A 12,938-nucleotide genomic window follows, 5' to 3' on the forward strand; every position below is an offset into this window, starting at 1 on the left:
TGCTCTTACAAAATCTTCTCTAAACTTCTTGCCATGATTCGGACATTCGGCTCGTTTAGCATTGAATAATGCGTGCCGGGAATGGGATATACCCAGAAATCTGCGGACAGTCTTCCCCAGTCGGCCAAATCCATACCTGGTTGTAAATTGATGTTCAATATCTCTAATATTTCTCCGGGCTGAGGTTGCTGTGCCTGGAAAAAATGCAGCCGCCCGTTATACACTTCCTGCGGATTATGAGTTCTCAAGGCATTATGGTTGCTTACCCACACCTGGAAGAAATGCTTGATCTCCTCATCGGGCAGCAAGCTCAACTGAGTTGAATATTTCTTCAAATAGCCGACAATGCCCGCAATGTCCTCCCGAGGCTGCGTGATTACACGCACAGACGGAACCCCCCGATCCTCCCGACTGTTATCGTTAGGAAAGTACAAGGAAGCTATAATAGGAAATGCCTCGAGGAATTTCTCCTCGGTCATGACCTTGTTATTAAAATAAGCTTTAGGCGGATGACTGTCGAACAACAGCAGCTCCTCCACCAAATCCCCGGTCCGCTGCAATTGAAGCGACATTTCAAAGGCAACATTCCCTCCGTAGGAGTGCCCCCCTATAATATACGGGCCCTGAGGATATAAGCGCTTCATTATTTGAATATATTCGGCCGCTGTCTCCTCGATGCATTCCTTCTTCTCCCCTGCCCGCTCTGCGGACATCCCCACCTGTATCGCGAATATATTACGGTTGCAGTCTAATTCCTGAATCAGTGCCTTGTACACCATCACTGTCCCTCCCGCAGGATGGATCAGAAAGACCGGAGGCTGGGCATCATCGCCACTTCTAAGCCTCACCACACGCTCATCCGGCTCTCCGGTTTTCGCATGTTGAACATTCTCCCCCTTAAGCTTGGACAGCAATTGTTGTACCTGCGCTCCAAGGGTAGGCTCTGCTATGAACCTGGACAATGACAGCTTGGCTCCGAATTCCTGACTAATTTGAGCTTGAATCTGAATGGCCCGGAATGAATCCCCACCGGCCAGAAAAAAATCAGTATCCATATTTACTTGTTCCACCGGGAGGTGCCGCCGCCAAATTTCTATAAGTCTGGAGGCCACTTCCTCCGGGGATCTGCAACCGGCCTCATTAGGCACCGTGATACCCGGCTCCGTTTGGGGCTTAGCTTCAATCCAGTGACGCGTCCGTTCAAAGCTGTATGTGGCTAATGACACTCTTCTGGCCGCAAGACCTTCATAGAACTTCTCCCAATCTATGGTTATACCGCCGCACCATAACGCTCCCATTGTCTCCATGATGCATTGAAACAGCGAATAATCTGCCACATCATCTTGGTTTCCGACGATCTGATGCACCTGCTCTGCGGCATCCATAATCAACTCCATACAGCCGACATGGAGGATATGTCCACTTCTACGACTGCGGTCATAATTCTCAACTGCGGATTGGATATCAGCGTCTGTGCCGCGTCCGCGTCCGGATGATACCGGGACCTCCAGCAGGATTTCCACCACATCCTCCACTCTGATCTGGCCGAGCAGCACCTTGATCGCATAGTGTCCATCGCCTGTGTAAGCGTAAGTATTCGGCATCAATCCAAAGTCGGTGATCATTCCAGAGATAAGCGCGCAGTTGCAGATATAAGAAGCCGCTCTCACGGCAGCCTGTTTGGTTAGCCAAGCTGGCCGCTCAGTGCATACCCTTCCAGCGGCGCAATCCAGCAAGTCGCTACAAGTCAGTCCATGCCTGCCCAGAATTTCCGAGCTTGCCAACAGGCTGCTGGCAAAGGACCCTCCGCAAGCAGATATATGAGGATACAGCTTGTCCAATATCCCAACGTCCATATCGGAAACAAGCAAGGTCAACGGAAGAGGCCGGGAGGGGGACTTCGTTATCTCCGTAGTGGAGCCGAGCTTAGTCTTCAGTTCCTCCAAATTTCTGCAAACAATTGCCCGGCGGTAATTAAAGGGCTTTCGTCCAGTGGCAAGCGTACACGCAACATCAGCCAGTTGATAGCCGGTCTTTTCCAGTTGGTTTAGCAGTTTGTCCGTATAGCTGATCAATGAGGTTTCTGTTTTGGCCGACAACGGCACCAGATACAGCGGCCGATCCTCTCCCTTCGTACGCTCCGGCACATGCTCCTCCAGAATGATATGGCAGTTAGTCCCTCCGAGTCCGAAGGAACTGATGCCTGCAAATCGGGTTCCCTCACTCTCCCATTCCTCACACTCCGTGTTGATATAGAACGGGCTTTTCTCCAGGTTTAATTCCGGATTAGGGGATAGAAAATTTACGGTAGGCACCAATTTCCTGTAGCGCAGCATCAAAGCCACTTTAATCAAGCCGACAATGCCTGCTGCCACGTCCAGATGTCCTATTGAAGATTTAACGGACCCCAAAGCGCAAAAGGCCTTTTGATCAGTATATTCTGCATACACCTGACATAGAGCCGAGAGCTCCACCGGATCTCCAAGCCGTGTGCCCGTTCCATGAGCTTCCACATAGCTGATATCCTCCGGACGGACACCGGATAAATTAAGCGCATCCCGAATCGTCTGGATCTGGCCCTCAATTCCCGGAGCTGTAAATCCGACTTTGTGCAATCCGTCGTTTCTCACCGCGCTGGATTTGATTACGGCATAGATAGAATCCCCCTCCCGAACCGCATCCTCATAGCGCTTCAGAATCACAACCCCGACTCCGTTTCCCGTTACCGTGCCGTTCGCATTTTCGTCAAATGCTCGGCATACCCCATCGGGTGACAAAATTCCACCTTCGCTGAACTCGTACCCGACCCGTTGTGCCGATCTGACCGTAACGCCGCCAGCCGCCGCCATAGTACATTCTCCATTCAGTAAGCTTTGAATTGCCATATGCACAGCAACCAAAGAACTTGAGCACGCAGTCTGAACGGTCATGCTGGGGCCCGTTAAGCCCAGCTTGTATGATACCCTAGTGGAGAGAAAGTCCTTTTCATTCCCAATCAGCAATGGGTGAATTCCCAGCGTATCCATCAGATCGCGATTCGGCAGCAGGTTGCGGTACAAGTATGTATTGGTGCTGGAACTTCCGAACATCCCGATGATACCCGGATACCTCCCCGGGATATTCCCGGAGTCCTCAAGAGCACTCCAGACAGCTTCCAGAAATATAAGATGCTGCGGGTCTGAAATGTCAGCCTCGGATGAGGACATGTCAAAAAAGTTGCTGTCGAATCCCTCTATCTCCTCCAGAACTCCGCCAGCATTTACATAGTTGCTCTTAGTAAAAGCCACTTCCCCCTCCCGGGCCATTTCCTCGGTGGAAAAGAACTGTATGCTTTCCCTGCCTTGCATCAGGTTGTCCCAAAATTCATCCAAATTTCCCGCATCAGGTACCCGGCAGGACATTCCGATAATCGCAATATCGTAGCTCGTATCCTTATCCATAGCTAGTTACACTCCCCCTCTACGGCTTGACTCTCCGATTCATCGCATGTTTTCTTAACTGCTGCTTGTCAATTCTGTCGGAGGTCACAGACGACGTCTTGTCATCCTTGTGCTTTGACTGTATGCTCTCGATATGCTGGGCCTGCTCCGCCACGGTAGAATATTGGAAGAGGTCCGTTATGCTGATATCCGCACATAGTTGATCTTTTATACGATTGTGCAATTCCACCACAAGAATAGAATTCCCGCCCATATCAAAAAACGGATGATCTATTCCCACTTTGTCCATTGATAAAACTTCTCCCCATAAGCTGGCAAGCTTCCGTTGCAACTCGGTCTCAGGGGCGGAAAAGCTGCTCGACTCCAAGATACCGCAGACAACTGGTGGAAGGGCAGAGCGATCTATTTTTCCATTTGCATTCAGTGGAATCTGCTCAACGGCTAGAAAAGCAGATGGGATCATATAATCTGGCAATTTACCCTTCAGAAACTTCCGAAGCGTTCCGGAATCGAATAGCTCTTGATCATGCAACACCACATAAGCCACAATTCTCTTGTCTTCATCGCGGCTGCCGTCTACCAGAACCACAGCATCCTTGATACCGGTGAAATCGAGGATTTTAGACCGGATCTCCCCCAGTTCAATCCGAAAGCCTCTAATTTTGACCTGTGAGTCCCGTCTTCCCAAATATTCAATATCTCCGTTCGGAAGATATCTTCCCATATCGCCTGAACGATACAGGCGATTGCCAGGAATTCCACCTATAAAATCATCAATAAATTTCTCTGCGGTCAATTCAGGACGATTGAAGTATCCCTTAGATACCCCGGCTCCTCCGACATAGATTTCACCGTACACACCAGGCGAAACCAAATTCCGATATTCATCAAGCAGATAGATCTGCAAATCGGGAATCGGTTCTCCGATAAAACTTCCGGTGGCGAACTCGGTATCGGCCATAGTGATGGGTCTATAGGTAACATGGACTGTCGTTTCGGTAATTCCGTACATGTTGACCAATGTTGGTTCTTTGTCCCCATGACGTTCAAACCAAGGCCTCAAACTCTTGAGATCAAGCGCCTCTCCTCCAAAAATGACAACCCTCAACGCCAATGGATATTCATGATGCAGGCTCAGGTCCACATTCATAAGTTGCTTGAATGCAGACGGGGTCTGATTCAACACCGTAACGCCTTCCGAGCTCAACAGTCTGTAAAAAGCATGAGGTTCTCTGGTTACGTAGTAAGGAACGATAACAAGCTTGCCGCCGTACAATAAAGCCCCGAAAATTTCCCAAACCGAGAAGTCAAAGCTGAATGAATGAAAGAGTGTCCACGTATCCCTTTCGTCAAAGTTGTACCACGGTTTTGTTGAAGTAAACAGGCGGACGGCATTCCGGTGGCTGACCATAACGCCTTTTGGCTTTCCGGTCGAGCCGGACGTATAAATAATATAAGCAGTGTTTTCGGCGGTCACATCCTGGTTAGACTCAAGTATCTCCGCCGATTCCGGCACACTCCAATCTCCGTCTACATACAAGATGTCCGTCTCGCCACCTTGGATCTTGGCAGCCAAATCCCGTTCGGTGATCATAACAGCAGGTTGAATATCCTGTATGATCTCGGCAATCCGTTCCGGAGGGGCTTGATGATGAATGGGAACGTAAGTCCCACCTGCTTTAAGAACAGCCAGAATGGCCACGATCATATCGAGCGAGGGCTGCACAATCAAGGGCACCTTCACTTCGGGTCCGACACCCTTCGCAACTAAACAAGTAGCCAGAATGGAAGATTTCAGATGTAACTCGCGGTAAGTAATCTCCTCCTGCCCGCAAACTGCGGCTGTTCTTGTAGGAAATCGCGCCGCCATCTTGCCGACCCGACTGTGCAACGTTTCTTCTTCTGTAAACTTCGCGGCAGGAGAGTTCCAGACGTTCAGAATTCTCTCCCGTTCTTCCTTAGTAATCATGGGATAGGCGCCTATCTCCAGATCCGGCTTATCCAGCACCTCCGAGATGAGCTGTACATAATGAAGAGCCATGCGCTGGATAGTCTCTTCCTTGAACAATGCAGACTGGTAGTGAAACTGCCCTGACAGCGAACCTTCGACTTCCTCCAGATACAGGGAAAGCTCATACTGGGAAGCATGTACCGGCACCGGAACGGGCTGCAGGATTAAACGCCCTAATTGAATGAGCGGTCTCTCTTCCGCGAAAAGAAAGCGACCCGACCGGTTCGCGGATGTCGGCTTCTCGAACGTCAAAGAAACCTGGAAGACCGGCGTCCGGTTGCCGTTGCGTTGACCCTGAAGCTCCCGAACAATATTAAAGAAGGGGATATCTCCGTGGATCAGGCCCTCCATAGAAACTTGCTTCACATAAGCAACCAATTCCGGAAAAGAGAGGCTACTGTCAGCGGCAATTCGGAGCGGAAGCATATTGACTAAGTACCCTATCGTATCTTTGAACCTGGCACTGCTTCTGCCGGTTGTCGGCGATCCGATGATTATATCCCTCTGCCCCGAATATTTCTGGAGAAGCATATAATAGAAAGCAAGCATAATTACATAAACTGTAGCTCCATGGGCACCCGCTAGCCTTCTGATTCCATCTACCATCTTTGGATTCAGCTCGAAGGAGCAAGAACGGCCTCTGTAATCCGTATACTCTCCTCTTGGATAATCCGTTGGAAGATCCATGCACGGAAGTAAACCGTTCAAAGTTTCTTTCCAGTAATCCAAGGAACGGCGGCCTTCATTAGATGTCAGCAATCCCCCTTGCCACTTTGCAAACTCACTGTACAAAACTCCCGATGGGCCTGGAGAAGCCGTTCCGTGCTCAACCAGACTTGTGTAGATCTGCCCAAGCTCATTCAACAAAATACCCTGGCTCCAATAATCCATCGCAATATGGTGTATGGATACCAGTAGTAAACCCTGTCCCCCCGCCCTTTCAAAAAAATCAACTCTCATTACTTTGCCGTTCTCCAAATCAAAGGGATGCCTGGAACACTCGTGAACCAGAGGCTCAATCATTTCTTCCTCCAGATCGGATACCTCATGCACCGTCCAGAATTCTTCCCCATTCATCACCTGCTGGACAACTTTAAAGAGGCCACTGGTATTCTCACGATACCCGGTACGCAAGATAGGGTGCTTGTCCCGCAAAATGCGGAATGATTCCCGCAAAAGATCGACCCGGATCTGATTATCAATCCGTGCACAAAAGTTCAAGTGGTACGCACAAGAGTCAGGAGCGAGTCGATATTGAAGAAACAATCCTTCCTGCCCTTTGGAGGCAGGAAGAGAGTCTCCGGTTAGACCAAGTTTATGTCTCAATATAGCTTCAGCAAGCTGGAGTTTCTGTGTCCTTTCGAGGGTCTGTTCCATTTTTTCCTCCTTAATATGCCTTAGGTTACCGCTGTAGGGCATCTAATATCAGATCAAGCTCTTCCTCCGAATAACTGTTCAGACGGTTGTATATCGTCTCAATGTCCATGCTGTCCCGATCCAGTTCTTCCATCATCGGGCTTGCCTCCATAGCAGTGGAAGCCCTGCTCTCTTCAATGATTCTGCCGGCAATGGACTCTATAGTATTGCCCTCCAGATAATAGGAGATCGGAAGCTGAACCCCATATTTCTCTTCAACCAGGTGGTGTAGCTCAATGGCCGTAATCGAATCGGTACCGAGCAGATGGATCGGCAGCCCGATATCAATCGATTCACTTTCACCGGGAAGTAACCTTTTGAAAGCGGTAATCAAATCGGCAAGCACAGCCTCCCTGAGCTCATTCAAGGTGAGCTCCTTCATCCAATCTGATGTAAATGCGGAGCGGGATTTACCTGTCCCCGTTTTGTTGGTCAGATGCTCATATACGTATGCAAGGCTTAGTTTTTTTTCAAGATAGAGAGCTTTGCATTTACTTCTTTGGAGCTTGCCCGTACGGGTAAGCGGAAGCGATTGAGGAGGTACATAGAGCAGCTCCGCAATCCGAATTCCGTTGCGTGCTTGAATATCCGCAACTGTCAGATCAGCCAGCCGGGAAAGTTCCTCCTTGTCGTGAAGTGCGGTTTCCACCACCACAATCAAGCGTTCTCCCTCGATATCTTCAACCGAAAAAGCCGCACACTGCCCTATCGTCATTGCCTGTCTGCGTACACCCGCCTCAATATCATCCGGGTAGAAATTCTGCCCTTTGATAATTATTATTTCCTTGAGTCTTCCGGTCAGAAAGAGATTGCCGTCGATCTTACAGGCCAAGTCCCCTGTCCTGAAGAATGGCCCCTCTCCCTCGGGCAAATTCATGCTGAAATCCTTCTTTGTTTGATCAGGATCATTCCAATATCTATCAGCCAGTCCGGAGCCCTTTACCCATATCTCGCCGATCTCGCCCGATCCACACTCCCGCCCGCTGTTGCTGTCAACAATAACGGCCTGATACCCCGCAACTACCTGACCACAATTATAAATACCTGGAAGTGATTCAAGCATCTTCGGCGGTTCATTCAATGCGCTGATTGAGATAATGCCCGCCTCGGTCATTCCGTATCCTATGATCAGGCTATTCGCCGCAAAGCCATGCCTGGCAAAAGTGCGGGTAAAGCTGTCCACCGTGGAGGGAAGAATCCGCTCCGAGCCGCTGAGAGAAATTCGTAGATGACTCAAATCCAACCCTTCCGCCTGTTCCAGGGTATATGCGCCAGCCGCCAGCTTGTAGACAAAATCAGGACCAAGAAATATGGTCGCTCTGCGCCGGGATAGCTCCCTTACCCAATCAAGAGGCGATTGCAAGACTCGGAGCATGGGCAGAAAAATAACCTGAAGACCAAAAGTTAATGAAATGAAGACATTCAGCATCCCCATAATATGCTGCAACGGGCTGACACACACTGAACTGTCCGTATCCTGCAGTCGGAGACGGTCCTGAACTGACATCACATGGCTGCTGAAGCTTTGATGCGTATGAACAACTCCCTTGGGCCTGCCAGTAGAACCGGATGTATACAAAATGAATGCTTCGGAGGCCGGGGATAGATCGACTGGTATATATTCAGCCTCTTCCAGTCGCCCGTCAGTTGTATATATGCTATAACCTGGCAAGCGCGCCTGCAGCATGGGCTGCATCTCGGATGTGGTCAACAGAAGATTTGTCAGGCAATCCGCGGAGAAAGCCTTGAGTTCCTCCACAAACGACGCGCTCTTGGTTAAATACATGGGAACCGCTATAACTCCTCCGAAGATGCAGCCAAGGAATGCAACCGTAAATTCAATGTTCGAGTTGAATAGGAGAAGTACCCTGCTCTTCGGCTGGCATCCCTTCGTGCGAAGAAGCGCGGCAATGCCCTCGGCCCGGGTAATCAATTCGGAATAAGTAATTGCACGTTCCCCTGTTTCGTCCATTGGAAGTTCTTTCAATATTTCTTTATCCGGCCATCTTGACGCTGACTGCCTAATGATCTCAAAGATACTGTTCACTGGCTTCTCCACCTTTTTATCACATTTCTTGATTGTCCATCGCTATTTCGGTACCCTGCTCCTGCCTTCGTCCCGTTCCTATGAAAAAGGAAAATAAGATGCCCAGCAGCAGACCGGCACTGCCGTATTTGAAAGTATCACTGAACGAAGAGACCAATCCGGAATATAACTCAGGCTGAATCCGTTCAGGCCACAGTTTCTTCACTTCGTCTTGCTGAGCCTGAAGAGCAGCTTTGGTCATCTCCAATTTGTCCGGAGCTACACCAGCCAGCACTTTGGCCCCTCGCTGCTGCATCAAGCCGATAACGCTCTCCATCTGGGGAACTTCACTACTGCTGGATACCTCGATGTCATTCACAGCGTTAATCAATTCCTCTTGAGCGGCGGCGCTGAAGACTTTATCCGAACGGATAATGCCGATTATATCGGACTTTGCAGCCGTAATTTCACTGCCTATGGCCGCGTTCAAAATAGTGACAATAATAGCTACACCAAGCACTGCCCCGATAGAGCGCGTCATATTCATAATACCTGACGTAATACCAACCTTATCTTTAGGGACATTGCCGATGGCCGAATTCATCGTGGGTGCCAGCGCAAACCCCATACCCGCGCCAGCGATAGCCAGTCTGTATATTACATCAAGCCGATCCGATCCTGCAGTCAGGTCATTCATAAGGAACATTGACAGCGCGATGCAGCCCATCCCGGCAATGATAAGCCAGCGTTCCCCCACTCTTTTGAGAAGCAGACTGGTTATTACCGAGAAGAAGGCCGAGGACAACGGCATAACAGATAGAGTCACACCAGCCTCAAGCTCGCTGAGCCCCATCAACCGAGTCATGAAAAAAGAAATAAGCAGCGATATTGTCATGATTCCCGCACCCAAAATAAGCAGAGTTAAGGATGCTGCGTTGAAGGTGACATTCCTAAGGAGTGACAGGGGAATCATTGGCTTCTTTGAGGTAAGCTCAACCCAGACAAATAACGCCATAAAGATCAAGAAGGCTAAAAACAAGCACAGGATAAGCGGAGAGGTCCACCCTTCGTCATTGGCCTGAATGAGCGCATAGGTGACAGAGAACAGCGAGACGGACAGTGTAAGCATCCCCGGAATATCGAGTTGTTTGCCTGCTGTGGGGTCATAGGATTCTTTGATGCAAAAGATCACTAAGAACAGAGCGACAATACCGATCGGAACATTGATCAAAAATATCGACTGCCAGTTGAACTGATCCGCTAAGAATCCTCCAAGCGTCGGCCCGCTTGCCGCCGCCAGCCCCGACACTACGGACCAAATGCCGAGCACCTTGCCCTGCTTATCTTCCGGAGCCAAGTCAAGTGCGAGGGGTATGGATACCGGCAGAATAATTCCGCCGAATAATCCTTGAAGCACGCGAAATAAGATAAGCATCTCAGAGGATGGTGAGATAGCGCACAGAAATGACATCAGTGTAAAGAATAAAATACCGATCCCGAATATCTTCTTCCGGCCAAACTGGTCGGCCAATCTTGAAGCTGTAATGATAAAAACAGCAAACGCCAAATTATAGCCGTTGATTACCCAAGTAATGTTTTTCAGCGTGGTATTGTAGTAGCTCATCATCTCGGGAAGGGTGATGTTAATGATCGTTGTATCCAGTAATGCCATGAAAAACCCAAAAATAACTGCCATAAATGCTAATTTGTTTTTTGTCCCGCTTATCATCTTCCAATCTCCACCCCCAGATTTTCGCAATTGTTATTTGTAATACTTTTCCTTGATCTCTTCCGGCATTTCAGGCTCATGGGCAATCCACCAACATAACGTATTCACTCTCAGCATCACAAAGGCAACGGCCAATAAACTGATTACTTTCCAAGGAATTCTTTTAATTTGAGCTACATTCATGATCAGGTTCTTCCTCCCTAAAATTGGATATTTGTATTCTAGTAGACCATTTCTTCATCAAAATGATTGCAGATCGAAAAATCAGCCAATGAATGCAAGTCAATTTTTGGCATAACCGTGCTGCCCATAATACTGCCTATAAGTTGGGTGTCATATTCATTGCTGCACTGATTTAAGTAAGGAGTATACACCTTGTTTATGGACCTGTAATAAAGCTTCTCACTCTTGTTCAGGTTAGTAGGCGCCTCGTCAATGAATTCATAGCGATTAAAATGTAAAGCATCCAGCAATGAGGCATGCAAATAACGGTTATTAATAGATTCTGGATAAACAATATTGACGTAAGGGATATCCTGTTGAAAAAATGCCAGTACCGATTTGGCCACAAAATCCACAGGCACTATGTTGACCTTTGAGTTGCGGGAAATGTGAATTCTTACACTTTCGGTACTGCCCTGGTTTTGTAAATTCCAAAAGAACTTAGTCCAGCCGTAAAATACATCAAATTTAGAGATGTAATAAAGCGGTGCATCAATAAGTCTTCCGCAGACCACACTCGGCCTCAAAATTTGATACTTGATGTTTTTTTCGGTGCAATAGCTCTGAATGAATTTTTCGGTCAGATTTTTGCATTTCTCGTAATGATTTCTGAAACTATTGTCTTGATAAAAGGAGAAATTATCACCGATTACCCCATCTACAATGCCACAGGAGAATGCAGTACTCATAAATACCAATTTACTGTTGAACAGTTCTATGGCATGAATCAGATTTATTGTTCCCAGCCAATTAGTATGATGGACCTCTTGTTCAGCCGCAGCAGTATTAAAAAGGTTAACCGACCCTGCGTTATGTATAACGTACAACTGCTCCTCTCTGGGGATTAGCGAACATACCTGCAGCCCAAGATCAGAATCTTCTAAATTTCCATCAATGGCGGTGATATTGTCCGCTAATTCCTGGTAGTCATACTTTTTTAGATAATCGGGAAGATACTCATGGGTCAATAAATGCTCCACTCTTGCGGCTGCTGAGAGCCCCTTCTTTCCCCGTAATAGAATGTATATTTTATTTCTCCATGAAGTTTCCATAGCCACATTCAGAAACTCGTATAGCACGTGTCTCCCGATAAATCCTGTGACGCCGGTAATGAGAATATTGCCTTGAAGCTCAGAGGGCTTCATAGAACCTCCTGTAGAAGTCATATATTCCCCCCCTTGCCCTGTGCCAACAAATCATGCCCCTGAATAAGGAAAACAGGGATTCCTGCAAAAGCCTTGGCAATTTTTTCAGTCAATATCTTTTCCATGATAAAACCTCCCCTGAATCATCTCTGCCGCTGCAAAGCGATAAAGCGAGACACAAAAGAACGTTATAAATTTCACAATCATACCCAATACAATCTTTTAATTTGGGCTATATTCTGGATTAGGCTCTCGCTTCCAAACATTAGATAGTTGCGAAACAGTTAAGCCCAACAAGCTTGCTAACAAGATTGGATTAGTATTTTGCAAGAAAATTAAAAAGCCATATGCCAATAATAGAAGGCAATTTATTAGTGTACCTATTTTTTGTGCGTTCTCCTGCCCCGACCTTGTGCCTAAAGATACCAGTGAACAGACTAACAGCAGTAGCGCGGCTCCCCAAATTATCCAATATAGAATAAATTGATGTTGAAAAAAATGGATTGCAATCATACAGGATACAAAGGTACCTACAGATATGAAGTAGCATTGTAAAAATGTCCCGGCATGTCTCCCTCCCCTCAAACTTCTTATTAGGAAGACCGTCCCTACCCAGGCTAGCGCTTCTAAAAAGCGTCCCAGAAAAATGGAAAAAATTATCATCGTACAGAAAATAAGTAAGGTTTCGATCATGGCCTGTAACCCGTATTGGATTATCGATAGCTCCTTCTGCATGATAACTTTATGATGAACCATTCTCTTGCTCATCATATTAACTAACATCTCTATCATTTTTTTCCATCTCCCCCTAAACAATATATGATAATTATTCTGTCAAAGGAACACCTTATATGCGAACCGTATAAATTTCTATGCGAATTGCATTTTTGGATATTTATTTTTTCGTGTACTCTATTTTGAAAGTATACTAATTTTTAGAACTGCCCTT

The 12,938-nt window shown here is 47.4% G+C and carries 7 protein-coding genes; all 7 read right to left on the reverse strand.

Translation table 11 applies throughout. From position 1 onward, the window contains the following. Positions 1-5: 5 nt before the first annotated feature. The gene (locus JRJ22_RS23635) at positions 6-3,440 is read right to left on the reverse strand and encodes a type I polyketide synthase (RefSeq protein WP_206101774.1); all 3,435 of its coding nucleotides are present in this window, start codon (positions 3,438-3,440) and stop codon (positions 6-8) included. A 19-nt stretch (positions 3,441-3,459) separates the two neighbouring features. Then, entirely contained in the window at positions 3,460-6,828 is a 3,369-nt protein-coding gene (locus JRJ22_RS23640) for a non-ribosomal peptide synthetase (protein ID WP_206101775.1), read from the reverse strand. A 25-nt stretch (positions 6,829-6,853) separates the two neighbouring features. Further along, positions 6,854-8,914, reverse strand: a complete 2,061-nt coding sequence (locus tag JRJ22_RS23645; RefSeq protein ID WP_206101776.1) for an AMP-binding protein — start codon at positions 8,912-8,914, stop codon at positions 6,854-6,856. A gap of 19 nt (positions 8,915-8,933) precedes the next feature. Then, positions 8,934-10,622, reverse strand: coding sequence for an MFS transporter (locus JRJ22_RS23650; protein WP_332461342.1), 1,689 nt, complete (start codon positions 10,620-10,622; stop codon positions 8,934-8,936). Positions 10,623-10,655: 33 nt separating this feature from the next. Next, positions 10,656-10,805: a cyclic lactone autoinducer peptide gene (locus JRJ22_RS23655; RefSeq protein ID WP_206101778.1), complete on the reverse strand. Its 150-nt coding sequence runs from the start codon at positions 10,803-10,805 to the stop codon at positions 10,656-10,658. 38 nt (positions 10,806-10,843) lie between these two features. Next, on the reverse strand, positions 10,844-12,010 hold the full coding sequence (locus JRJ22_RS23660) for an SDR family oxidoreductase (RefSeq protein WP_206101779.1): 1,167 nt from the start codon (positions 12,008-12,010) through the stop codon (positions 10,844-10,846). Between the two features lie 201 nt (positions 12,011-12,211). Then, positions 12,212-12,781, reverse strand: a complete 570-nt coding sequence (locus JRJ22_RS29815) for an accessory gene regulator B family protein (protein ID WP_206101780.1) — start codon at positions 12,779-12,781, stop codon at positions 12,212-12,214. Positions 12,782-12,938 lie beyond the last annotated feature (157 nt).

This window comes from Paenibacillus tianjinensis (assembly GCF_017086365.1).
Classification (GTDB): Bacteria; Bacillota; Bacilli; order Paenibacillales; family Paenibacillaceae; genus Paenibacillus_AQ; species Paenibacillus_AQ tianjinensis.

Bases quoted from the DNA above. Each gene is read 5' to 3' on its own strand.
- JRJ22_RS23635 (WP_206101774.1), bottom strand. From the start codon at position 3,440: ATGGATAAGGATACGAGCTACGATATTGCGATTATCGGAATGTCCTGC.
- JRJ22_RS23640 (WP_206101775.1), bottom strand. From the start codon at position 6,828: ATGGAACAGACCCTCGAAAGGACACAGAAACTCCAGCTTGCTGAAGCT.
- JRJ22_RS23650 (WP_332461342.1), bottom strand. From the start codon at position 10,622: ATGATAAGCGGGACAAAAAACAAATTAGCATTTATGGCAGTTATTTTT.
- JRJ22_RS23655 (WP_206101778.1), bottom strand. From the start codon at position 10,805: ATGAATGTAGCTCAAATTAAAAGAATTCCTTGGAAAGTAATCAGTTTA.
- JRJ22_RS23660 (WP_206101779.1), bottom strand. From the start codon at position 12,010: ATGACTTCTACAGGAGGTTCTATGAAGCCCTCTGAGCTTCAAGGCAAT.
- JRJ22_RS29815 (WP_206101780.1), bottom strand. From the start codon at position 12,781: ATGATAGAGATGTTAGTTAATATGATGAGCAAGAGAATGGTTCATCAT.